Here is a 20,776-nt window from a genome sequence, read left to right on the forward strand (position 1 = left end):
TGCGTGAGGAAACCTCAGCTGACGGGGACCGCTCCGCGAGCGTTCGATACCAAGTGAGTGCCGATCTGAAGGAACGCGGGTACGAAGTTCGGGGTGTCGATTGCAGGCGAAAGGATGTGGGCTCCGAAATGCGCGACCACAAACTCCAGGTCGCGTGAGATCAAGAGCCTCTGGCCATGGATTCCGCTTGCCATGAACGATCCGAACGGATCATTGAGGATCCACCAGTAGTCGTGGTAGCTCATCGTCGCGGGGGAATCGACAGGGGCACGCGGGCTTCTGACCTCCGAAGGATAGCCTGCGGGCACTCCCGCGGTCATCGATCGCGCGATGTGCGGTGGGATCACCTGACGATCCTCGACGGCACCGTCACAACGAATCATCTCACCCACTCTGGCCACGTCTCGAAGGGTCGCACTGAATCCGCCCGCCGCCATTTCCGTTCCAGCGGAGTCGACTATGTAGAACGCATCTTCTTCGGCTCCGATTCTTGACCAGACCAGCTCACTGAGTAGTTCGGCGAGTGAAGTTCCGGTCACGCGGCGCAGTATTTCTCCGACAGTCTCGACATTGCCGTTCTCGTAGCGGAATTCGACGCCGGTCGGGCCCGCAGTGCGTGCCGTGGCGAGGTGCTCGAGAATGGTCTCCGGGCCGCGGTAATTCATGGGGCGCAGCTTCGGGGCGACTACGGCCCAGAAACGGCTGGCTTCGATGGTGCGATGGAACGGCCGACCGCCGTACGTTACATCAGTGCCCATGTGAAGAAGGTCCTGAATCCGATTGTCTCCGAACGCAGTTCCTGCCAACTCGGGAATGAATTTCGACGCCCGATCGTCGCGGTCGAACAATCCTTGTGCTTCGACCAGTGCAGCCATCAAACCGACGTAGGATTTCGCCATCGATGCATTGAGGTGCGGTTCGTGCGGTTTGCAACCGTGCAAGTAACTCTCGTACACGATGCGTCCCCGATGTAGCACTGCGATACCGTCACTGTGCGCACCCGCGAGGAACTCGGACACCGTCTGCTTCGGCTGATCCGGAAGGTTCAACGTGACACCGGACAGATCCGTGTAGTCGGTCGGGAGGGTCCATTTGGGTCCGTCGCCGCGCCACACACGGCGAGTCGCAACCATCTCTCGTATGGTTGTGGCTTGTTGGCGCACGTCGGCCGGGTCGGTGAATCCGCGCGCCCAGGGGATGTCATCCGTTGCGATGTTCTGTGCCATCTGAGGTCTACTTCCGTCTTGATTGCCGAGTTGGAGTGTTGATTGCCGCGTTCGTAGTTGATGAACTGAATTGCCTAGTGCCGAAGCGCATTCTGTTCATGTAGTGGGTTGGCGGATGGCCCGGAGAGTAGGGCCGCACTGTCGCGGGCGTAGGGGCGATACAGTGCGCCTGAAGCGACCCCGTTGACGGTGGTCAGTACTACGGTGACGATGAAGAGCGCGCCTTGCAATCCGATTCTGTCGCCGATGGTTCCGACCAAGACAGCGTATCCGGCGTAGGCCAGCGCTTCGACTGTCGAGACGGAGACGGCAAAGGCCAGGGCTCGCAGTTCCGGACGAACTACGGCCATGATAATCGGCCGATTGACCACTGGGACCTGACCTTGAAGGACGCCGACGATCCCGAACAAGACCGCGTAGACGCCGATGCTGTTCCAGGAAATCTGCGTAGCGATCAGTGCTGCGGCCGCGAATCCGAGTTGGCTGGCCTGAAGCATGATGATGCGGCCGTTTCGGGGTCGTTTGACGTGTACTGCGTCGTTGACTCGTCCGCCGACGAACGTGCCGAGCAGGTACCCGATTGCGAAGGGCGGTGCGATGATCGAAGCCGTTGCGGTCGTGAATCCGTGCTCCTCGACGAGAAATACGATGCTGAAGCTCATGATGACGTTCTGGCCCGAGAATGCGCGTTGTACGAGTAAGTATCGGAATGTCTTGATAGCGAGTAGCTCTCGTATCCCTTCGCGCCAGAATCTTGCTTTGGAGCCGAGATCGTCGGTGGTCGTCTGTGCGGGTGCATCGGCGGATTCAGGATCGTCGAGGAAAAGCATGATAAGCACACCGGTGGCGATGCAGATTGCACCGGTGATGATGTATCCGTAGCGCCATCCATCTTCGAAGCGAGACAAAAGTCCGAATATCGGGGCGGTCGCGCCGGTGATGACGGCGACGCCGCCGTATACCAATCCCGTTGCGCGGCCCCTCCGGGCGTCCTCGTACAGATCTCCGAGGATGGACAATGCAATCGAGCCGGCGCCGGCGAAACCTGCGGCGCCGATCGCATAGAGGACGAGAAACTGAGTGAAACTGCCGGACAATCCGGCCAGGACTACCCAGACACCCCAGAACCCTGAACAGATGGCAAGTACCGACTTGCGAGAATATCGTCGGGCAAGGAACGCCCAGGGGATTGCCGTGAAGACCCCGACGGCCTTGGCCACTGCAACGATCGTGCCGAGCGCCGCCGATGACAATCCCATGGCCTCACGCATGAGAGGGAAGAGCACGGACGTCACGCTGCTTTCGGCGTTGTCCATTGCCGTGGAGCCGGTCAGGAGTGCGAGATTCTTTCCCCGGCGACCGCGTTGAAACTGGGTAGGTGACGCAACTTCTGTGGTCATGGGTTCCCTCTCGAAATACGCCGATGATTTCGTGGCGCGGTGTAGCTGCGCGCGGCGGTCGACTGTGCACTGAGTCACAGCGAGCATTAATGGAGAGAATATACATAAATAAACACTCTGTCTATCTATGGTTCAAAGTTGGATAACAAGGCTGGAGCCGAGTCCGGCAATCGCGATGCCGGCCGCCAGGGTTGCCATGATGGCGAGTGGCATTTCTCGAGAATCCCTGGGGTTCAGTATGAATCGGCGATGTCGCACCCGTGTGCCCACTGTGATGCCGACCGCCGTGGTGAGCAGTGTGACGAACACTGCGACGGATAGGACTGACGGGTGCAGGACGATTTCGCGGCCCGAAATCACTGACACCGACAAGGCGGAAAGTGCGGTGCGTCGCCAGGCGAGCAGTGTTCGCTCTGGTTGCAATCCGGGCGGCTCGTTCTCCGCCACAACCTCGTTATCCGTCAAAACACCGTCATCCCTACACACAGGCCGGCGACCAGGCACACCCCGCCGACGACAAGCGTGATCATCGGTGACTTGGGGAGGGGTTGATCACGCCGCATTGCGGTTTGGACTGCTTTCCAATGTCTGAGCGCGCCGAGCGCTATCGCTGACGCCACGACGGTGCACACGATTCCGAGAAGTTTGTTCAGGCTGTTGTCATTCTCAGACCCGTAGAATTGGCCGACTGCGACGCCGCCGGCCAACAACCCCAACGCCGTTCGAATCCACGCCAGAAAAGTTCGCTCGTTGGCAAGGCTGAATCTGTAGTCCGGTTCGTTCTCGATCACAGGGATTGCCTCTGAAGCGTCGAGTGCCCGTCCGGCCGCCACATCGAGCGCGAGACGACCGGGCGGGCACGGAGTGGATACGCATTTGGATCAATGATGTTCAGGTGGTGAGTAATTGGCGCGCGATTCCGTTCTTCTGAATCTCGGAGGAGCCGGTGAGGATTCGGAACATCCTCAACCGCTGGAACAGTGATTCGACCTCCGAACCACGGATGACCCCGGCTTTTCCGTGAATCTGAACTGCGTGGTCGGCGATGGTGAAGGCCTTCTCGGCAACGAACAGTTTGCACATGAATGCCTCGATTCGAGGACTTCGACCGGCGTCGAGTGCGTCGAGTGCGTCGTAGGTCATCGAGCGCGCGGCGTAGTAGTCCGTCGCCATGTCGGCGAGTTTGTGTTGAATGGACTGCAGCATCGCAAGAGGAGCGCCCTGCACCTGCCGAGTCTTGCTGTACTCCACCGACAGTTCCAGCGCTCGGCGGGCTCCGCCGAGGACGGTGGGGCAATGCAACAACCGGTTGACCGTGACTCGGCCGAGTCCGATTCGCAAGCCTTCGCCCACATTTCCGAGAAGCTGTTCCGGCCCTACGTAGCAGTCGTCGAGGATGATGTCCGCTTCGATGTGCTGACCGGACATCGGGACGTCGCCGTCCGCCACTGTGCAGCCGGGAGAATCCAGGTCGACCAGAAAGGCAGAGTACGAATCCGGTCCGTCGCCGTCGGATGCCATCTTTGCGATCAGTACCGAAAAGTCGGCGAAGGGGCCCGCGGACGAGAACACCTTGTGGCCGTTCAGGCGCCATCCGGCACCGTCCGGGGTAGCTGTGGTGAGCATGCCGCGAACATCGGAACCTGCGTCGTTCTCGGTGAGGGAGAAGCAGCACGCCTTCTCTCCGCGCAGCACCGGAATCAAGTACTTTTCCAACTGGTGCTCGGTGGCGTATTGAAAGATCGATCCCGCGCGGAGTGGGCCACCCATGTCTCCGAGTACGGACGTCGCGAGGACCCGCGGCGATGCACCGACCTCTTCTTTTAGTGCGGCGAGTTCGGTAAAGGTGAGGTTCTGGCCGCCGAGTTCAGTGGGGAGGTGTATTCCGTAGAAGCCGAGTTCGCGGCTGCGTCTCCACACTGGCTCGAGCGTCTCACGGATGTAGTGGGATTCTTGAGTGAGACCCAATTCGGCTTCGTACTCGGCTAGTTCGCCGTCGAGATAGTCGCGTAGACGCTCGACGAGCGATTGAAGTCTTGGATTGTCTTCGTAGGTAGGGGTGAGAGCGAATGACATGTCTATTTCCTGTCAGTTGACGTGACGGTCAGCGGTGGTCCAGTAGGTCGCGCGAATCGCGCGGCGATCGATCTTGCCGTTTCGGTTGACAGGCAACGAATCTGCGAAGTCGACCGAACGTGGCTTCTTCATGCTTGCCAGACGCGTCGAGCAGTGCGCGATCAATTCCATTGCGGTGGTGTCAGTTCCATCTCTGGTCACCACGACAGCCTTGACTGCTTCGCCCCACTTCGGATCGGGAACTCCCACTACGCAGACTTCGGAAACGGCGGGATGTTCGTACAAAGCGGCCTCCACCTCGCTGCAGTAGATGTTGAATCCGCCCGAGATGATCATGTCCTTCTTGCGGTCGACGATGAACAGGTAGCCGTCTTCGCGGAAATAGCCGACATCACCCGTGTGGACCCAGCCGTTCCTGAACGTCTCAGCCGACAGCTCGGGTTCGTGGAAGTATTCGCGGACACAGTCCGGACCACTGGCTACGATCTCGCCGATCGTGCCGGCCGGGACCTGTACGCCGTTGTCGTCGACCACGCGAACATCGGTGTCGTATGCCGGCCGGCCGCACGAGAGAAGAAGCTCAGGGTCGGATTCGATACCGCGCACCACGTCTTCAGCGGTCAAGACAGTGACGACGCTGGTCGTTTCGCCGAGCCCGTATCCCTGAATGACGATGGGACCGAACACCTTTACCGCGTCGCGCATCCGTTGTGGAGAAACCGGCGCTGCGCCTACGCCGATGCAGCGCAGAGAGCTCAGGTCGACGTCGGTAACCGACGGATGGTCCATCAGCAAGTTGAGCATCGTCGGGACCACCATGGTGGTGGTGATCCGCTCACGTTCGATGGTCTGCAGGAACGTCCTCGTGTCCCATGCCGGCAGGATCACCACTGCGGCGCCCCTGGCGAACATTCCGAGCATCACCATGCCGGAAGCGTGTGTGATCGGGCCGGGGGCGAGGTAGCGATCACCAACAGTCGGCGCGCCTTCGGGGCTCATCAGTCGCTTGCGCATGTTCGCCAAGCGGTTGCCGTGACTCTGGACCGCAGCCTTGAGCTTGCCGGTGGACCCGGATGTGTAGTTGAGGACAGCCGGGGCGTCAATGTCGACGTCCACCTCGACGTTGTCTTCGCTGCCCCTTGCCGTCAGTTCGTGATAACTGTCCGCGCCGGGAGTCGAAGTGCTGTAGTCGATTACCCTGCAGTTCAGCCCTGCGTCGGCGACGACCTTCAGCGCCATGCCGGCGTGTGCGGCGTCGACGAAGAGAACACGCACATCGGCGTCGGCGAGGATATGCCCGAGTTCGTCGGCGCCCAGTCGTGCGTTGATCGGTACCCTGACGAATCCTCCCTTGTACAAGGCCATTTCGGTCACTACGAGTTCCCCGCAGTTTCCGGCAAAGGTTCCGATCATGTGTCCGGGCCGTGTCCCGATCACTGCGAGAGCCGACGCGAGACGGTTTGCGGCCGTATCGAGCTCGCTGTAGGTCCACCGGCCTTCGCCGCAGACAAGGGCTTCGAGATCGGGGTAGTAGCTGGCGCTTCGGGCGAGATAAGTACCGAGGTTCATGGACATCTCCAGAGAAAATCGACATCACGAATGTTAATGGACAGTCTGTCTATATTCGATCGTCCTGTCAACGTTGAACTATGCTTCGTACAACAGTGCGAAGGAAGGGAACCCAATGCCTCCAGAAGACAGACGTGTCCGGCGTACCCGACGATTGCTGCGGGATGCCTTGGTCTCGCTCGTTCTGGAACGGGGATATGCCGGGATCACCGTCGAAGACATCACGGACCGTGCAGATTTGGGTCGGGCGACGTTCTACAGTCACTACACCGACAAAGACGATTTGCTCGGTCAAGTCGTGTCCGATCTGGCCGATGACCTGCAAGAGCGGCTCGGTCCACTCATTCCCGCCTCTTCGATCGGATTCACCGGCAAGCCTGTGCTCGAGATGTTCAGGCATGCCGCTGAGGAACGTGACGTCTACCGTGTGATCCTGCGTGGTGAGGGGGATGGCAAGGCGCTGCGAAAGTTCGTCGAAGACCGCAGCGTCGCCGCTGTGCGGATATTTTCCGCACGGGCAGAAGCGCTCGGGGTTACTCCGCGAATCGACATCGAAGTACTCTCGCGGGCATGGGTGGGTGAACAGATCGCGGTCATGCAGTGGTGGCTCGAGTCCGACCCGCCACCGCTGACGCCGGAAGAAGTCACCGAGATGCTGCTCGAACTTTCGTTGCGGGGACGCTACTGGTCTTCGGGTTTCGACGGCGAATTGAAATCCGAATAGCCGCTGTCACGTCTCGCCGTTGCCGCGGCGGCTTCGTCGAGAACCGACTCGGTGTGCTCGCCCACGTACGGAGTCGGAAGTCGAAAACTGTTCAGTCCCAAGCTGAATTGCGCCGGGAATCTCATCTGGGGCCAGCTTTCTCCGTTTTCGGTCGCGACCTCGCTGAACAGGTTTCGAGCGATGACATGGGGATCGCTCATCAGTTGTCCGGCGTCGGTGAACACCGGCGCCCACGGCGCATTGATCGCAGTCAACGATTTTTCCCACCACTCGTATGTGTGCGTACCGAAGGTCGTGACCAGGAGTTCCCGCAACTCTGCCTTGTGCTGTGTTCGGGTCCATCGATCGTCGTAGCGCAGTGTGTTCAGTGTCGGAAACTCAGCGCTGAATGCTGTTCGGAACTCGATCCAGAACTTGTCTTCGAAAGTGGCAAGTGAAAGCAAGCAACCGTCGGAAGTCTCGAAAATGTCGTTGTCTCCCTGGACGGTCGGTGAATCGGTAGGGTTCTCGATATCGCGGATCATGAGCGCGAAAGGCGCGCACCAGGCGGTTGCAGCCTCGGCGAGGGAAATGTCTATGTGTTGTCCGCGTCCGTGCTTGTCCACGCTGGCGAGAGCAACCGAGATGGACAGTGCTGCGTACATCGAACCCACCAGATCACCGGCCCGGATACCAGGGCGGGTGACGACTCCGTCGGTGCACCCGGGAACTGCGAAAAAGCCGGAAAGACCGAGGAAGTTCAATTCGTGCCCCGGCTTGTCGGCATAGGGTCCGGACTGCCCGTAACCGGTGATCGAACATAATACGATGCGTGGGTTGGCTTTTCGAAGTACGTCGTAGCCGAGTCCCATGCCTGCCAGTACCTGTGGCCGGAACCCCTCGACCACTGCATCTGCAGTCTCGACCAGTCGAAGGAACGTCTCGCGATCGGATTCGAGACGGAGATCGAGCGCGATTGATCGCTTGTTCCTGTTCAACGAAGCCATCCCTTCACCAGCTGCCCGCGTGGGATCAGGTCGCTTCGGGTTCTCGACCTTGACCACGTCGGCGCCCAGATCTGCGAGCAGCGTCGTCGCAAACGGGCCGGGCAGAAGTCGAGAGAGATCGAGAACGCGCTTGCCGTGTAAGAAACTCCATTCCGACGTGTTGTCACTGTCCATGTTCACACTCCGAAGACTGTCGAGGCAGTAGCCGATAACGCCAAACCCTCACCGGCACGGCATTGTTCGTAACTGCTGGATCCCAGGATGATCAACCTGATCGATAATTGGCAGACTATCGATTAATGAACAGGATGTCTACGAATTGATTGCGGCGAGGTTTTGTTCTGCTTTGTCGACGCGACGCTCAGCAACACGGAGTTCATTCTCGGATTCTCGAACCGCAGCGTCACTGGTCTTCTCGGCGTTCCGTGCGAACTGCCGTTGCTGCTCAGCGTGCTCGAGTTCGGTGCGCAGTTCTTCAACGCGCCGTTCGACGTCGGAGAGCGTCGTTCTGGCTTCCTGGAGTTCGGCGGTCTCGGACTTCACCCGGCGGCGGATCTCGTCGGCCTGCGCCGTGGCTTCCTTCAATTCTGCTTTTGCTCTGGCTTGTTCGGCCTTCAGTTCCGGAGTTTTCGACTTCGGAGTCGTCGGCTCTTCAATCGCGGCGTGCTGCGGTGATTTCTCATTCACCGCGGCGAGCCCGGCGGGTCCGAAACCGCTGTAAGTCGCAGCGGTCACGACCCGTCCGAGTCGAACCTGCGCGGCAGTCTCCTCATCGGCCAGGGCGGCATTGAGAGTCTGGGCGACATCGCGCAACGAATCCTCGCCGACGCTTTTTCCCCGTGAAGCGGCGATCTCACCGGATTTGTGGGCGAGACTCCGCACCACCTGCTGCCTCTGTGTCGTCAGCCGTCGCAAGTCCGGGCCCGAGAGATGGCGTTGAGCGTCGCGTAGCGATTCGCCAAGCGCGAGAAGTGCATCCAGATCCTCTGGTGCATCGCGCGAGATGAGATTGACCAACCACCCCACGGTGGTCGGCTTCCGAAGTTTGCCGATTTCCGCGGCCAATGTGCGGTCGTTGTCCTCCCGGGCGGCCTTCACATGATGTGTACGCGCCTCGACGAACTCGCCGGGGTCGAGCCCGTACAGTTCGTTGGCGACATCATCGAGGGTCACGTATCCATATTGGCACTCGGAACGGTTACATGTGGCAAGGCGGAAGGTATCGCACGGTAGGTACTCCGCCGGGACCGTCCAGGCGAACCTCGGCGTCGACCTGGTAGACCTCGGCTATCAGGTCAGCGGTGAGGACCTCGGTCGGGCTTCCGTGGGCAACGATGGATCCCCGGTTCAGCATCACTATCGAATCGCAGAACATGGCGGCCAGATTCAGATCGTGCAATGCCATGATCGTGGTGGTGGGGAGGCGTCGCACGAGCGCGAGCAATTCGAGTTGATGGTTGATGTCCAGGTGATTGGTCGGCTCGTCGAGTAGCAACTCGTGAGGTTCCTGAGCGAGGGCGCGCGCGATCTGGACGCGTTGGCGCTCCCCGCCGGACAGGGTGTGCCACGACCGGTCCAGCATGCCGGCGAGATCGGTGTGTTCGATCGCTGCCCGGACGGCGTCGCGATCGGAATCCGACTGCCCACCCCACAGTCCGCGGTGCGGTGTGCGTCCGAGTTCGACTACCTCCGCGACCGTCAGATCGATCTCGGTGTTGCTGTGCTGATCAACGGTCGCGATCCGACGCGCGATGTCGCGGCGTTTCCAGTCGGACAACGGGGTTCGGTCCAGGGTCACGACACCGGATGTCGGACGATTGTGCCCGGCAAGCAGTTTCAGCAGCGTCGATTTCCCCGAACCGTTGGGGCCGAGAAGCCCCACCGTACTTCCGGTTGTAGGCGAGACGTCGAGGTCGTCGACTATGAGCGCCCCGCCGACCCGCCAACTGACGCCGGTAGCTTCGAGTGTCATGGCCTGGCCTTCCGTCTCCAGAGGATGACGGCAAACGCAGGCACACCGACCAGCGCGGTCACCACACCGGCCGGGAGTTCCTGCGGCGCAATGGCTGTGCGTGCCACAGCGTCGACCCAGACAAGGAAGATGGAGCCGATCAGTGCGGACGCGGGCAGGAGTCGGCGGTGGTTCGAACCGACGAGAGCCCGCGCCGCGTGCGGGAGGACCAGGCCCACGAAGCCGATGGCACCTGCGACGCTCACGATCACCGCGGTCATCAAGGCTGTTGCCAACAACAGGGTCACACGCACCCGCCACACGTTCACCCCCAGCGACGACGCCGCGTCCTCGCCGAAGGCAAAGGCGTCGAGTGCGCGGGAGTGAGTCAGACAGACCACGAGGCCGACTGCGACCACCGCAGCGCAGAGTGCGACGTCGAGCCAGTCGGCGCCGCCGAGTGAGCCCAGGAGCCAGAACATCACGCCGCGGGTCTGCTCGGGATCGGCCGAGGTGATGACGATGAACGAGGTGAGCGCGGAGAACAGTTGGGTCGCGGCGACACCGGCCAGGATCACCCGGTCCGGCGTGCCGCCGGCCGCATGGGCGAGCAGCAGCACAAGGGCGAAGGAGATCACCGCGCCGATGAAGGCGCCGCTCGACAGGCCGATCAGTCCCGACCCGACTCCGAGGATCACGATCAGTACGGCACCGGTCGAGGCGCCGGACGAGATACCGAGGACAAACGGATCGGCCAGCGGATTGCGAAGCAGCGATTGCATGATCGCACCGCACAGCCCGAGACCGGCACCGCAGAGCGCGGCGAGCAGGGTGCGCGGCAGACGGAGGTCCCACACGATGCCGTCACGGATAGGGGTGACGTCCGCCGCGGTACCGCCGAGATGGCCGACGACAATCGAAGCCACCTCACCGACCGACAGACCGGCGGGCCCCAACGTGATCGCCACGGCGGCTGATCCGGCCAGCGTGACAACACCGATCATCCACAGCAGGGTGACGGTCGTCGGGTTGTCACGCAGCCGAACTCTTGTCGTCATCTCACGCCGTAGACCACGTAGTCGTCGAACAGTTGCCAGACCGTCCCCGACTCCCGAAAACCTGCTTGCGCGAGCGCCGCCAACTGGAAGTCGACGGCTGTGGGCGCGGTGGCGTCACGTCCGGCGAATCTGCGCTCACGCTCGTCGGTCAGTGCCCCGATGCCGTGAGTGGCCCGCAACTCGTCCCACCAGCTCTCCCACTCGGGAGCGCCCGCAGCAAAGGCGGAGTGTTGCGTCTGCTCGTCGTGAGCCTTCGCCCATCGCCCGATGACAGGGAAGCGGCTGTCGAAACGAAAGTGATCACCATTGAGCAGGACTCCGTCCGGACTCAGCAGTTCGCGGCACTGCCGGTACACCTCGACGAGCTGCTGCGGTTGCAACCAGTGCAGCGCGGTTGTCGACACTATCGCCTGAACCGGCGCAGCCACCGAATTCGGCCAATCGGCTCCCGCCAGATCTGCGTCGATCAGCTGCAGTCGGTCACCGAAACGCGTCGACGACTGGCGGGCGAGCTCCAGCAGCATCGGGTCGTAATCGATCCCCACAACGCTCGCATGCTCGAACTTCTCGAGAATCCGGGCGCTCAGTGAACCCGGCCCGCAGGCCAGGTCGACAACCGTGAACGGGGCGTGCGCGTGCTGCAATTCGAGAACGTCGAGAATCACGTCGAAGCGCTTCTCACGGTCGGCGATGTATGCCGCCTGCTGGTCGTCCCACCGACGCACCAGTTCACTGATCTGCGCGGACATCTAGACCACACCCAACTGGCGCAGCCCGTCGGAGAGCTGTTCGATGCCACCGACATTGCGGATCGAGGGATCCATCGTCGTTCCTTCGAGGATGATGTAACGCTTGTTCTTCACTGCGGTGAGCTTGCTGGCGACCGGGTCCGATTCGAGGAACGCGATCTTGTCTGCGGCACTGTCGCCGTCTCCACCGCGGTCGAGATCTGCGAGCACCAGCACGGTCGGGTCTCGATCGAGCACACTCTCCCAACCGATTTCGGGCCAATACTGCTTGTTGTCGTCGAAGGCGTTCTTCGCACCCACCGCGTCGGTCATGATTCCCGGTGCACCGCAGCACCCGGCGAAGTACGGAGTCTTCGTGGCTGCGTACCACCACGCCAGCGTCACGTTCTCAGCTCCCAGTGCCGCCGTGGCGGTGGCCGCGCGATCCTTCAAACTCTCGGTGAGCTCGACACCTTTGTCCTTGGCATCGAACAGTGTTGCCACGTCGTCGATTTCGTCGTACAAGTCGTCGAGCGTGAGGGCCTTGCTCTGCTCGGCATCCTGACCGGTGCACTCGCTGGGTGACTGATATGTCGCGACACCGAGGTCGGTGAACTTGATCCGGTCGGCGATGCCCTCCGAGGTGAACGTGTAGTTGAACGTCGTGTAAACCATGTCCGGTTCGCGTTCGAGGACACTTTCGAATGACGGGAACTCGGTGTCGAACGCCTGGACCTGACCACGCGCCTCGCGCAGTTCGGGGAGGACATCGTCATCGCTCATGGCGTACCCGGCCATCCGGTCCTGCACTCCCAGCGCGAACAGCATCTCTGCTGCAGGTTGATTTACCGCGATTGCCCGTTCGATCGGTCGCTCCACCGTGACGTCTCGGCCACAGTTCTGGACTGTCACGCGCGATTGTTCGGAAGAGTTGGATTGTCGGGCAGCACTGTCGTCGGAGGAGCAGGCAACCAACGACGCGCACAACAGGGCAGCGACGGCGGCGGCGGGTAGGTGAAGTCTGGACAGACGCATGGAATCTCGTTCTCGCAGGGGCTCGTTCGCGGAGCCCGTTACCGTGTGAACAGGCGCCTGTTGACCCCTGCTGCCAGCCGGTATTCGGACTCGAGATCGCCCCACCCGAGCGCCTTCCCAGATTCTCATCCAGTGGCGTAAGCCCGGGCGGTCACCCTCACCGCTGCGCGTCAGTTCCGGATTCACACCGGATTCCCTGACCCCCTGTGTGGAGGTCCGCTGGCACAGAGGAACTTATCACCGCAGTGCACCGCCGGTCAGGTCGGCTGGTGTGAGGCAATCAGATCTCGATGGCCAGGTCGTCGATGTCGGTGAGGGTTCCGCCGTCGGCGAGGATGCGCTCGTAGTTCTCGCGTCGACGGAGGTCGATTTCGGTGTTGCTGACGCCCTCCTTCCAGTATCCGAATATCGCGACGTCGTTTTTGTCGAGTCCGACGGTCGATCGAAAGTGCTTCCGGATTGCGCGCATCTCGTTGCGTTCACCGGCGCCCCACACGACGTAGCTCGCGGGATTGGCAAGCTCGCGTGCTCGTACCACAAGTGGGCCGTCGGGCTCGGCCGGATCTGCGCTCACGCGGTGAAGCTCCAGGCCGGGGAGGGCGGGCAGTTCGGCGAAGGCGACCTCGTCATCTGTTGTGACCCAGCCGATTCCGACGACGTCGTTAGGTAACTGCTCGATGATCGAGTGCAATGCGGGTATTGCGGTGCCGTCCAGAAAAAGTGCGATACGTCGACCAGGAACATCAGGGATCAAGAAGTGTGGCCGCGGACCGGTGAGGCCGAAGGTGTCACCGACGGCCAACGCTGCTGCCCACCTCATCATCGGACTGGTCTGTCCGTGCAGGACCACATCGACGACGATCGATCCGCTCGCTGAATCGTAGGAACGCACCGTGTACACGCGCGAAGCGTCGTCGAGGGCCGGCCCGAGATTCATGCGTACGGTCACATTCGGGCGTGACCAGGTCGGATCGTCGGTCGACTCCGTCAAACGAGCCGTGATCCGCAGCAGGTGATCGCTCGGTCGCTCCATCGCTTCGACGATCGCGAGAACGTCGTTGAGTCCGCGATTGTGGTCAGCGGTCCGTAGGACGGTCGTCGGGGGAGTTGTTGTGCGCGAGGCGTCTGCATGTGTCATCGACTGTGCTCCTGGATCGGGTTTTCGGGATGCCGCCAGGTTAGTGCTGCCTAAGTCGAGCGAGTTGTCCAGAAGTGACATCTGATTACCTGAATGATTCGGGTCTCGAAACGACGCGGTTGAGCGAGTGGTGCCGGCGCTGCTACCGTGCCTGTGATGTCCATACGCCGCTGTTCTCTCGCTTCCGGCCGTGCACTGCGCACGGCCCGATTCGGCGTAGCGACTTTCCGACGTGGGCGTAAGGCGATCGACCGCCGCCCGTCCGGTCTTGTCTGGATCGAAAGAGCCTTGGCCGCACCGGCCGGATCCGTCTGACATTCGCCACTTCGGCGAGCATTGCCTCGCCGAGATTTCGCAGTGCCACACCTGTTGCAGTGCTGCGCATTTCCCGTACCTGAAGTTTCTCGCGGGTGAGTTGTGAGTGTCGGCGCCACCGAGCCTGGAATGCCAGCCAACTCGTTTTCGTGAAAGGTACACAGCAATGAATCGTTTCGAAGGTCGTCGTATTCTCGTCACCGGCGCAGGATCTGGAATCGGGCAGGCCACCGCGCTGCGGTTGCTCGCCGAAGGTGGCCGCGTGGTCGCTGCAGACATCTCCGAGCAGGGTTTGGCGAACACCCGGAAATCGGCAGAACATGCTTCGACGGAGGATCGCCTCGACACCGTCGTCGTCGATATCGGTGACGAGAGTTCCGTCATCAAGGTTGTGGGTCAGGCGATTTCGACTCTCGGGGGATTGGACGTACTGGTCAACGCCGCCGGGATACTGCGTGGTGGGCACACCCACGAGACCTCGCTGGACCTGTGGAATCAGGTGCTCTCCGTGAATTTGACGGGCACTTTCCTCGTCACCCGCCAGGCACTGCCGGCTCTCCTCGCCACCGCCAACGCAGTCGTGGTGAATTTCAGTTCCACCTCCGCGGCCTTCGCGCACCCGTACATGGCCGCGTATGCCGCAAGTAAGGGAGGAATCCAGTCCTTCACTCACGCACTGGCTCTCGAATACGGCAAGCAGGGTCTGCGTGCCGTCGCGGTGGCTCCAGGCAGTGTGAAGAGCGGGATCACCGACACTACGGCGTCGTACTTGCCGGAAGACACCGACTGGTCGCTCTTCGGCAAGTTGTCACCGATTCTGAGCACTGATCTGGAGTCCGGTGGTGCCCCCATGGCCGGGCCGGAAAGTGTTGCGGGAGTTATCGCGATGCTGGCATCCGACGATGGTGCCTTCATCACGGGCACGGAGATCCGGATCGACGGCGGCACGCACGCCTGATTCTGCGTCCGTCTGACGGCCCGCACAGGCAGGCCGTCAGACGCGAGCCGTCATTCTCGCGAGCGAGTGATGGCGGGGACGACGTAGGACTGATCGAGCACGGCGGGCGAAGGTTCGTACATTCTCAGTACCGGTCGGAAATCCCCGCGCGGTGCGGGCAGCCAGTTTGCCTTCGCCGTGGGATCTTTCGGCTCCTCGTCGCTGATCGTGATCGTCAACGCACCGTCGGCGTCGTGGACGATTCCTGGAGTGCGGTCGCCGATCGAGTATCGGTCAACGGGGTTCGCCACGAGGAAGAAGTCCGGCACCGAGTACATCGTCAGCGACCAGAAGGCGCTCACCGGCGGAGTGGGGTCGAGTCTGATTGTGTAGGTGTGGGTTCCATTCAACTGCTCGCTCTGATCGTCGACGTAGGTCATGATGTACGCCGCTTCGTAAGGGTGGTTGCCCCACAGCCCGCCCTTGGCAGCCGCGGCGCGTTCGACGATGCGCAACTTGGGATCGGCGATCTTGAATTGTGAATCGTCGATTGTGCCGACCTCGAAGTAGTCGAGGTTGTAGTCGAAGGCGTGGAATGTGAGCTTCCATCCGTTGACTTCGGGGCTGGAGCCTTTCGTGAGGGCCTCGAGCAGGTTCTTCTCACCGATCGTCAATCCGTCAGCCAACGCGGCTGCCTCGTCGGCAGACAGCGATACGTAGGGAGAGGCCCCATGCTCGGTGATTCCGATCGGGGAGAAGGAATCCTGGAGTTCTCGATCGCGCGGGGCCGGCGGAAACGCCTGTGACCAGATGCGGAGTTTCTCGAGGAACAGGAGGTCCTGGCTTACCCCGGGTTCGGGCACTGGGAGACCCGCCGAGTTTCCGGTGGAGTCGACGACGGTCAGCGTGGTGGCGTCCTGCAAGGCGTGCACCGCAGGGAGGTCGTCGTCGCCACCGCATGCCCACCGGCCCACGATCGACGCAATGTTCGTGGGAAATCTGATCACCGTGGTCTGGTCCGCCGGGGTTCCCGTCCAGGTGGGTGGGACGAGAAGGAAGTCTCCGCTCTTCGTGCCGGTGGCCCGATGCCCGACGTAAGCGAAATTATTTGTCCAGGCGTCCACGAACTGGAGGACGTAGTAACGGCCATCGGTATCGGGGACGTGCAGCGAAACGGGGCCGACAGAGAGATCGATCTGCGCCATGGAATACACGGTGTCGTTGTTGATCGTGACGAAAGTGTCTGCCGGCCCGGCCAGTGTGCGGGCGTGGCTGAAGGTGTTGAAAGGTGCGGCGGGGTTCGCTCCGACACCGTTGTAAACATACCGATGGACCTGGTCGAGATTGAAAACGAGGGGAAATCCGTAGATATACGCCTGAGCTGCAAGCTCGGTGCGACTGGTGTCTGTCATCTCTGCCCTCTCGTCGTGCACGTCGGTTCGAAGTCCACCCTGCGGGAACCCTGCCGTCGGGGCATCACCCGCCGAGGGTGACGACGGTAGAGGGAGAAGACATGTCGGATCAGGAGAGTGCGGCATTGGTCGCTGTCGCAGACGAGTGGAACGTCGCGATGTGCTCGAACGACGCCGAACGGATCGGCGATTTCATGGCAGACGACTGGGTGATCGTCTCGGAATCCGGAGTGTCGACCAAAGCGGAGTTCCTGGGCTTCGTGGCCTCGGGCGACCTGACTCATTCGGCGATGGACCGCGTCGGGAGCGCTCGCGTGCGTTTCTTCGGTGACGTCGCACTGTTCACCACGCGGATCGTCAATACCGCGCACTACGGCGGCAGACAATACGACGCCGACGAGTGGACCACCGACGTGTTCGCGCGGCGAGACGGTCGTTGGTGCTGCGTGTTGAGCCACATCACGCCGGCGGTCGAGGCGAAGATCGAGGACGTAGAACTGTGAGGTAGAGATAAGAGAAAGGCTGATGTTTTAACGGAGGCGCTATTGGGTAGTAATACGAGTTTCGCATTTATGAATGTATTTATCGGATTTATCGATTGTGAAGTTTCTGTAGTAGCGTCAGTTGAGTAGATCATTTTGATACGCATACCGGATGAGGTTCTCACATGATTGTTCTCGGCATTATTCTGGCGTTGATCGGCTTTTTCACGGGGTTGAGCATTCTGACCACCGTCGGCATCATCTTGGTCGTCGTAGGTGCAGTTTTGTCCATCCTCGGTGCTACCGGGCGCGCAGTGGGCGGACGAAAAGTCTGGTATTGATCAATACTGCGCGAGTAGCTGAGAAGGCGGTACCCGATCTCTTCGGAGATCGGGTACCGCTTTTTGTGCTCCAACTGGTTTTCGGTCTCTCTACCCCAAATTATCGATCTGAGCGGCATCGGGTAAACATGAAGGATGCTTTCTCGAGACCATGACGAAGAGAAATCTGCCGAGCGATTCAGATTCCCTCGCAGATGGAATCAGGTTGACGAATCGCGCCGCGGTTTGGTGTTGGCGTGGGTGGCCTTCACGTTGACGTTCGGCGGAGCACGTCTGGTGACGTGGTTGATCCAGATCGACACCAGAGACGTCGGCGACATCAGCGCCGGTGGCACTCATCTGCATCACTATTTATGGGGAATTCTGCTGTTGGCCGGGGTGGCGATCTTCGGACTCGTAGACCGAAGCCCTCGCGCAAGAACATGGATGGGCATCGCGTTGGGCATCGCACTCGGGCTCATCGTCGACGAGGCTGCGTTACTGATCACTCTCGACGACGTCTACTGGCAGAGCGACGGTTGGCCCAGCATCGCCATCGCTGTGTCGATTATCGGAGTGGTAGGAACCGGTCTCGCGCTGACCCGAAGCGGAGCGGAGAAGCCTCGAGGTTGATCCGGCCACGGCACGGGTACTCACTCCCGTGCCGGGAAGTCGCGCGGATCGTGAGGTGGCTTGAATGGATCCCAGTTCCGCGGACACCTCACCGGATTCCGACAGTGAAGTCAAAGCTGCAGATCCGATGGCGGAAGCCGAACGTGAAGCCGCAGCATTGGCGACGCCCGTCCGGCCGCTGGGCGAACCGGGGCCGAGGTTCGATCGTCGTTCACCGTTCTTCATCGGTCTGAGCGCGGCGGCCGGTGTTGCCGTGACGTACGCGGTGATCGAAGTGCTCCTGGCGGCGCGAGGCATGCTGATCCTGATCGTGGTCGCGCTGTTTCTCGCGGTGGGCATCGAACCGATGATCGTCTGGCTTGAGCGGAGACATTTCCGGCGCTGGATCGCGGTCACCGTGGTACTCCTCGGAATTGCGGTGATGCTCGCGCTGTTTCTCGTTGCTGCGATCACTCCGCTGGTCGAGCAGGGACGTCAGTTCGCATCGCACGCTCCCGAACTTCTGACACACATTCGTGACCGGTATCCGATCGTCAGCGACCTCGACGAGAAGTATCACCTCGAGGAGCACCTCACCACCCAACTGGACGGTTCGGGGTCTGCGCTCGCGACGGGTTTGCTCGGAGCGGGGCGCGCGGTGTTCAGCGCAGTCGCCGACGCTGGAATCGTTGCGGTACTGACGACGTACTTCTTGATCGACTATCCACGAATCCGCACGAATCTGTATCGGCTGGTGCCACATTCGCGGCGGCCACGAGCAATCGCCATCGGTGATCAGATACTGGCAGGTGTGGGTGGGTACGTCCTCGGCAATGTTCTGATCTCCGTGATCACCGCAGTGTGCACCTTCGCGTGGTTGTTGATCTTCGACGTGCCGTATCCGTTGATCCTGGCGCTGCTGGTCGCTCTGCTCGATCTGATCCCGATAGTCGGTTCCACGATCGCAGGGGTTGTCGTCGCCCTGGTCTCCCTGACAGTCTCTGTCCCAACGGCATTGGCGACAGTTGCGTTCTTCATTGCGTTACGTCTGCTCGAGGACTACCTGCTCGTTCCGAAGATCATCGGGAAGACGGTGGCGGTCCCGGCACTGGTGACCGTTGTCGCGGTTCTGTTGGGTGGAGCGTTGCTCGGTATTGTCGGTGCGTTGCTGGCGATTCCGGTCGCTGCGGCCTTGCTGCTGCTTGCAAGGGAGACGCTCTTTCCGCGCCTCGACGCTTCTTGACCGGCTTCTATCGGACGCTTCGCGCGCGACGCCGAGAACCAGGATTCTGCTTGGGGCACATCCGAGTCGGGATGGTTTCTCCCTCGGCGGTGATACGGAATACCGAGACTTTCTCGCTACAACCGTGATTCAGATCGACCGCGTATGCGATTGCGGCGCGATCCGAGACGAAATCTTCCATCACCGTTGTACCGTCCGGTAGTTCGATTCTGTAGTTTTCCATGACTTACACAACCTTCTTTCGCTAAGACGATCCTACCCGGCTCGAGAAGTGGCAAACCCGTGGAACACAACGTGCGACAGTCGTCTTCGTGCCTTGCCGGTGCAATGTTTCGACACCTCGCCTGCTGGGTAGTGAGAGTCGGTCAGCCGCTCAGGCGGTACGTATCGAACCACGGAGGATCCGCGCAATGAGCGCAGTATCGAAAGCGATGTACAAGCCACTCTCACTGGCGACCAGCGTCCTGGGCGGCATCGTGGCCGGCGCTGTCTTCCAACAGGTGTGGAAGCGCATCGGTGACGACAAGAATGCGCCCGAGCCCAAAGACTTGAGCAGGTCGAGCAAGGAAGTCCTGATCGCCGCAGCCCTGCAGGGAGCCATCTTCGCTGTTGTGCGAGCCGCAGTGGATCGTGCGGGAGCAAAGGGCTACCGGGCCCTTGCTCATGAAGATCCTCGGTAGGAACGCCCGGTTCGGTTCGAGTTCAGTCGACGACGGCCGCGATTGCCTCGATCTCGACCAGTTGATCGTCGTAACCGAGAACGGTCACACCCATCAGAGTGCTCGGGGCGTCGTGATCACCGAACGCGTCGCGGACTACCTCCCACGCCGCAACCAGGTCGGCTTGATTGCTCGACGCCACGAGGACGCGGGTGTTGATCACGTCGGTGATGGACGCGCCCGCGTCCGAGAGAGCTGTTCTCAGGTTGTCGACGGCCTTGGCTGCCTGTCCTGCGTAGTCACCGATGGCGGCAGTAGAGCCGTCCGCGTTCAGAGGACAGGATCCGGCCAGGAAGATCAGCCGTGCATCGGCGGGAGCCGTTGCTGCATAGGCATATTCAGCCACCGAAGAGAGTGACGTGGAACGGATCAGAGTTACCGACTTCGACATTATTTCCCCAAGGAATAGTAAAGTTTTGCAGCGAGTCTTTCACAGCACGCCAGGGGTTGCCAATTCATCGTCGGACCCATCCATTCAGTCGGCAGCTACGAATGACTGCCAATGAGCCGAGAAGAAGAGCACACAGCACCTGTCGACGAGTGGCTGACGACCAAACAGGTTGCAGCACTGTTCCACGTCGACAGGACCACGGTGTCCAGATGGGCGAGGGAGGGCAAAGTCGGCACTCTGAGAACGCTTGGCGGGCATCGGAGGTACCGGCGATCGGAGATCGAGACGTTGCTGCGTAACCGCTCGACGACGCTCGATCACCAATAACCTCCGGCACGAAACAGACAGGTCGCCGAGCATGATGAGGGCTCGGCGACCTGTCTGGTCAGCAGGAAGTAATCAGGCCTTGGGGACGCGGACGATGAGTGCGTCGCCTTGTCCGCCGCCGCCGCAG

The 20,776-nt window shown here is 61.0% G+C and carries 25 protein-coding genes and 1 riboswitch; of the genes, 9 read left to right on the forward strand and 16 right to left on the reverse strand.

The window, feature by feature from the left end:
- Window positions 1-14: 14 nt before the first annotated feature.
- The 6 genes from P3G66_RS12125 to P3G66_RS12150 form a co-directional block, all read right to left on the reverse strand.
- Window positions 15-1,226 (reverse strand): serine hydrolase, encoded by a 1,212-nt coding sequence (locus tag P3G66_RS12125; RefSeq protein ID WP_075832403.1) that lies wholly within the window; start codon window positions 1,224-1,226, stop codon window positions 15-17.
- A 74-nt stretch (window positions 1,227-1,300) separates the two neighbouring features.
- Window positions 1,301-2,626: an MFS transporter gene (locus tag P3G66_RS12130; protein WP_276116592.1), complete on the reverse strand. Its 1,326-nt coding sequence runs from the start codon at window positions 2,624-2,626 to the stop codon at window positions 1,301-1,303.
- A 132-nt stretch (window positions 2,627-2,758) separates the two neighbouring features.
- Window positions 2,759-3,091 carry a DUF202 domain-containing protein gene (locus P3G66_RS12135; RefSeq protein WP_276116593.1) on the reverse strand — a complete coding sequence of 111 codons (333 nt, stop codon included), beginning with the start codon at window positions 3,089-3,091 and terminating at the stop codon, window positions 2,759-2,761.
- Window positions 3,088-3,417: a DUF202 domain-containing protein gene (locus P3G66_RS12140; protein WP_276116594.1), complete on the reverse strand. Its 330-nt coding sequence runs from the start codon at window positions 3,415-3,417 to the stop codon at window positions 3,088-3,090. The genes P3G66_RS12135 and P3G66_RS12140 overlap by 4 nt, the downstream gene beginning before the upstream one ends.
- Window positions 3,418-3,517: 100 nt before the next feature.
- Window positions 3,518-4,702 (reverse strand): acyl-CoA dehydrogenase family protein, encoded by a 1,185-nt coding sequence (locus P3G66_RS12145; RefSeq protein ID WP_276116595.1) that lies wholly within the window; start codon window positions 4,700-4,702, stop codon window positions 3,518-3,520.
- 12 nt (window positions 4,703-4,714) lie between these two features.
- The gene (locus P3G66_RS12150; RefSeq protein WP_073513492.1) at window positions 4,715-6,271 is read right to left on the reverse strand and encodes a long-chain fatty acid--CoA ligase; all 1,557 of its coding nucleotides are present in this window, start codon (window positions 6,269-6,271) and stop codon (window positions 4,715-4,717) included.
- A gap of 115 nt (window positions 6,272-6,386) precedes the next feature.
- Here P3G66_RS12150 and P3G66_RS12155 point away from each other — a divergent pair, with 115 nt between their 5' ends.
- Window positions 6,387-6,995 (forward strand): TetR/AcrR family transcriptional regulator, encoded by a 609-nt coding sequence (locus P3G66_RS12155; protein ID WP_007734687.1) that lies wholly within the window; start codon window positions 6,387-6,389, stop codon window positions 6,993-6,995.
- Here the strand turns inward: P3G66_RS12155 and P3G66_RS12160 are convergent.
- From P3G66_RS12160 to P3G66_RS12190, 7 genes are all read right to left on the reverse strand, one after another.
- Window positions 6,953-8,155 (reverse strand): CoA transferase, encoded by a 1,203-nt coding sequence (locus P3G66_RS12160; RefSeq protein WP_276116596.1) that lies wholly within the window; start codon window positions 8,153-8,155, stop codon window positions 6,953-6,955. The genes P3G66_RS12155 and P3G66_RS12160 overlap by 43 nt on opposite strands.
- A 138-nt stretch (window positions 8,156-8,293) precedes the next feature.
- Window positions 8,294-9,154: a hypothetical protein gene (locus P3G66_RS12165; protein WP_276116597.1), complete on the reverse strand. Its 861-nt coding sequence runs from the start codon at window positions 9,152-9,154 to the stop codon at window positions 8,294-8,296.
- Window positions 9,155-9,179: 25 nt separating this feature from the next.
- Window positions 9,180-9,953 (reverse strand): ABC transporter ATP-binding protein, encoded by a 774-nt coding sequence (locus P3G66_RS12170; protein ID WP_064074086.1) that lies wholly within the window; start codon window positions 9,951-9,953, stop codon window positions 9,180-9,182.
- Window positions 9,950-10,990, reverse strand: a complete 1,041-nt coding sequence (locus P3G66_RS12175) for an iron chelate uptake ABC transporter family permease subunit (RefSeq protein WP_073513488.1) — start codon at window positions 10,988-10,990, stop codon at window positions 9,950-9,952. The genes P3G66_RS12170 and P3G66_RS12175 overlap by 4 nt, the downstream gene beginning before the upstream one ends.
- On the reverse strand, window positions 10,987-11,739 hold the full coding sequence (locus tag P3G66_RS12180; protein WP_073513489.1) for a class I SAM-dependent methyltransferase: 753 nt from the start codon (window positions 11,737-11,739) through the stop codon (window positions 10,987-10,989). Before P3G66_RS12180 ends, P3G66_RS12175 begins: the two co-directional genes overlap by 4 nt.
- Window positions 11,740-12,753: an ABC transporter substrate-binding protein gene (locus P3G66_RS12185; protein WP_073513490.1), complete on the reverse strand. Its 1,014-nt coding sequence runs from the start codon at window positions 12,751-12,753 to the stop codon at window positions 11,740-11,742.
- 57 nt (window positions 12,754-12,810) lie between these two features.
- A riboswitch (cobalamin riboswitch) is annotated at window positions 12,811-12,992 on the reverse strand.
- A gap of 41 nt (window positions 12,993-13,033) precedes the next feature.
- Window positions 13,034-13,891: an SIP domain-containing protein gene (locus P3G66_RS12190; RefSeq protein WP_073513493.1), complete on the reverse strand. Its 858-nt coding sequence runs from the start codon at window positions 13,889-13,891 to the stop codon at window positions 13,034-13,036.
- Window positions 13,892-14,047: 156 nt separating this feature from the next.
- On the opposite strand from P3G66_RS12190, the gene P3G66_RS12195 reads away from it, so the two are divergent.
- Both P3G66_RS12195 and P3G66_RS12200 read left to right on the forward strand, forming a co-directional pair.
- On the forward strand, window positions 14,048-14,206 hold the full coding sequence (locus tag P3G66_RS12195) for a hypothetical protein (RefSeq protein WP_155419158.1): 159 nt from the start codon (window positions 14,048-14,050) through the stop codon (window positions 14,204-14,206).
- 166 nt (window positions 14,207-14,372) lie between these two features.
- Window positions 14,373-15,164: an SDR family oxidoreductase gene (locus tag P3G66_RS12200; RefSeq protein WP_042920159.1), complete on the forward strand. Its 792-nt coding sequence runs from the start codon at window positions 14,373-14,375 to the stop codon at window positions 15,162-15,164.
- A 50-nt stretch (window positions 15,165-15,214) separates the two neighbouring features.
- On the opposite strand, the gene P3G66_RS12205 is transcribed toward P3G66_RS12200, so the two are convergent.
- Window positions 15,215-16,555 carry a DUF1254 domain-containing protein gene (locus tag P3G66_RS12205; protein WP_276116598.1) on the reverse strand — a complete coding sequence of 447 codons (1,341 nt, stop codon included), beginning with the start codon at window positions 16,553-16,555 and terminating at the stop codon, window positions 15,215-15,217.
- A gap of 101 nt (window positions 16,556-16,656) precedes the next feature.
- On the opposite strand from P3G66_RS12205, the gene P3G66_RS12210 reads away from it, so the two are divergent.
- From P3G66_RS12210 to P3G66_RS12225, 4 genes are all read left to right on the forward strand, one after another.
- Window positions 16,657-17,058 carry a nuclear transport factor 2 family protein gene (locus P3G66_RS12210; RefSeq protein WP_007734703.1) on the forward strand — a complete coding sequence of 134 codons (402 nt, stop codon included), beginning with the start codon at window positions 16,657-16,659 and terminating at the stop codon, window positions 17,056-17,058.
- A gap of 164 nt (window positions 17,059-17,222) precedes the next feature.
- Window positions 17,223-17,378, forward strand: a complete 156-nt coding sequence (locus P3G66_RS12215; protein ID WP_003945564.1) for a DUF6131 family protein — start codon at window positions 17,223-17,225, stop codon at window positions 17,376-17,378.
- A 135-nt stretch (window positions 17,379-17,513) separates the two neighbouring features.
- Window positions 17,514-17,990 carry a hypothetical protein gene (locus P3G66_RS12220; RefSeq protein WP_003945539.1) on the forward strand — a complete coding sequence of 159 codons (477 nt, stop codon included), beginning with the start codon at window positions 17,514-17,516 and terminating at the stop codon, window positions 17,988-17,990.
- A 64-nt stretch (window positions 17,991-18,054) separates the two neighbouring features.
- Window positions 18,055-19,212: an AI-2E family transporter gene (locus P3G66_RS12225; RefSeq protein ID WP_042453495.1), complete on the forward strand. Its 1,158-nt coding sequence runs from the start codon at window positions 18,055-18,057 to the stop codon at window positions 19,210-19,212.
- Window positions 19,213-19,219: 7 nt separating this feature from the next.
- Here P3G66_RS12225 and P3G66_RS12230 read toward each other — a convergent pair whose 3' ends face one another.
- The gene (locus P3G66_RS12230; RefSeq protein ID WP_047269301.1) at window positions 19,220-19,435 is read right to left on the reverse strand and encodes a hypothetical protein; all 216 of its coding nucleotides are present in this window, start codon (window positions 19,433-19,435) and stop codon (window positions 19,220-19,222) included.
- A 187-nt stretch (window positions 19,436-19,622) separates the two neighbouring features.
- Here P3G66_RS12230 and P3G66_RS12235 point away from each other — a divergent pair, with 187 nt between their 5' ends.
- Window positions 19,623-19,892 carry a DUF4235 domain-containing protein gene (locus P3G66_RS12235; RefSeq protein WP_064112966.1) on the forward strand — a complete coding sequence of 90 codons (270 nt, stop codon included), beginning with the start codon at window positions 19,623-19,625 and terminating at the stop codon, window positions 19,890-19,892.
- Between the two features lie 22 nt (window positions 19,893-19,914).
- Here the strand turns inward: P3G66_RS12235 and P3G66_RS12240 are convergent, their stop codons facing one another.
- Complete coding sequence (locus P3G66_RS12240; RefSeq protein WP_047269303.1) at window positions 19,915-20,322, reverse strand: Rid family hydrolase; 408 nt, start codon at window positions 20,320-20,322, stop codon at window positions 19,915-19,917.
- Between the two features lie 111 nt (window positions 20,323-20,433).
- Here P3G66_RS12240 and P3G66_RS12245 point away from each other — a divergent pair, with 111 nt between their 5' ends.
- Window positions 20,434-20,649: a BldC family transcriptional regulator gene (locus P3G66_RS12245; protein WP_003945782.1), complete on the forward strand. Its 216-nt coding sequence runs from the start codon at window positions 20,434-20,436 to the stop codon at window positions 20,647-20,649.
- Window positions 20,650-20,776: the final 127 nt, after the last annotated feature.

The sequence above is a fragment of the Rhodococcus sp. C3V genome (genome assembly GCF_029269915.1).
GTDB lineage: Bacteria > Actinomycetota > Actinomycetes > Mycobacteriales > Mycobacteriaceae > Rhodococcus_F > Rhodococcus_F qingshengii.

Coding starts and splice junctions, on each gene's coding strand:
- P3G66_RS12125 (WP_075832403.1), bottom strand. CDS start 1,226: ATGGCACAGAACATCGCAACGGATGACATCCCCTGGGCGCGCGGATTC.
- P3G66_RS12130 (WP_276116592.1), bottom strand. CDS start 2,626: ATGACCACAGAAGTTGCGTCACCTACCCAGTTTCAACGCGGTCGCCGG.
- P3G66_RS12145 (WP_276116595.1), bottom strand. CDS start 4,702: ATGTCATTCGCTCTCACCCCTACCTACGAAGACAATCCAAGACTTCAA.
- P3G66_RS12150 (WP_073513492.1), bottom strand. CDS start 6,271: ATGAACCTCGGTACTTATCTCGCCCGAAGCGCCAGCTACTACCCCGAT.
- P3G66_RS12155 (WP_007734687.1), top strand. CDS start 6,387: ATGCCTCCAGAAGACAGACGTGTCCGGCGTACCCGACGATTGCTGCGG.
- P3G66_RS12160 (WP_276116596.1), bottom strand. CDS start 8,155: ATGGACAGTGACAACACGTCGGAATGGAGTTTCTTACACGGCAAGCGC.
- P3G66_RS12170 (WP_064074086.1), bottom strand. CDS start 9,953: ATGACACTCGAAGCTACCGGCGTCAGTTGGCGGGTCGGCGGGGCGCTC.
- P3G66_RS12175 (WP_073513488.1), bottom strand. CDS start 10,990: ATGACGACAAGAGTTCGGCTGCGTGACAACCCGACGACCGTCACCCTG.
- P3G66_RS12180 (WP_073513489.1), bottom strand. CDS start 11,739: ATGTCCGCGCAGATCAGTGAACTGGTGCGTCGGTGGGACGACCAGCAG.
- P3G66_RS12185 (WP_073513490.1), bottom strand. CDS start 12,753: ATGCGTCTGTCCAGACTTCACCTACCCGCCGCCGCCGTCGCTGCCCTG.
- P3G66_RS12190 (WP_073513493.1), bottom strand. CDS start 13,891: ATGACACATGCAGACGCCTCGCGCACAACAACTCCCCCGACGACCGTC.
- P3G66_RS12195 (WP_155419158.1), top strand. CDS start 14,048: ATGTCCATACGCCGCTGTTCTCTCGCTTCCGGCCGTGCACTGCGCACG.
- P3G66_RS12200 (WP_042920159.1), top strand. CDS start 14,373: ATGAATCGTTTCGAAGGTCGTCGTATTCTCGTCACCGGCGCAGGATCT.
- P3G66_RS12205 (WP_276116598.1), bottom strand. CDS start 16,555: ATGACAGACACCAGTCGCACCGAGCTTGCAGCTCAGGCGTATATCTAC.
- P3G66_RS12210 (WP_007734703.1), top strand. CDS start 16,657: ATGTCGGATCAGGAGAGTGCGGCATTGGTCGCTGTCGCAGACGAGTGG.
- P3G66_RS12215 (WP_003945564.1), top strand. CDS start 17,223: ATGATTGTTCTCGGCATTATTCTGGCGTTGATCGGCTTTTTCACGGGG.
- P3G66_RS12220 (WP_003945539.1), top strand. CDS start 17,514: ATGCTTTCTCGAGACCATGACGAAGAGAAATCTGCCGAGCGATTCAGA.
- P3G66_RS12225 (WP_042453495.1), top strand. CDS start 18,055: ATGGATCCCAGTTCCGCGGACACCTCACCGGATTCCGACAGTGAAGTC.
- P3G66_RS12230 (WP_047269301.1), bottom strand. CDS start 19,435: ATGGAAAACTACAGAATCGAACTACCGGACGGTACAACGGTGATGGAA.
- P3G66_RS12235 (WP_064112966.1), top strand. CDS start 19,623: ATGAGCGCAGTATCGAAAGCGATGTACAAGCCACTCTCACTGGCGACC.
- P3G66_RS12240 (WP_047269303.1), bottom strand. CDS start 20,322: ATGTCGAAGTCGGTAACTCTGATCCGTTCCACGTCACTCTCTTCGGTG.
- P3G66_RS12245 (WP_003945782.1), top strand. CDS start 20,434: ATGAGCCGAGAAGAAGAGCACACAGCACCTGTCGACGAGTGGCTGACG.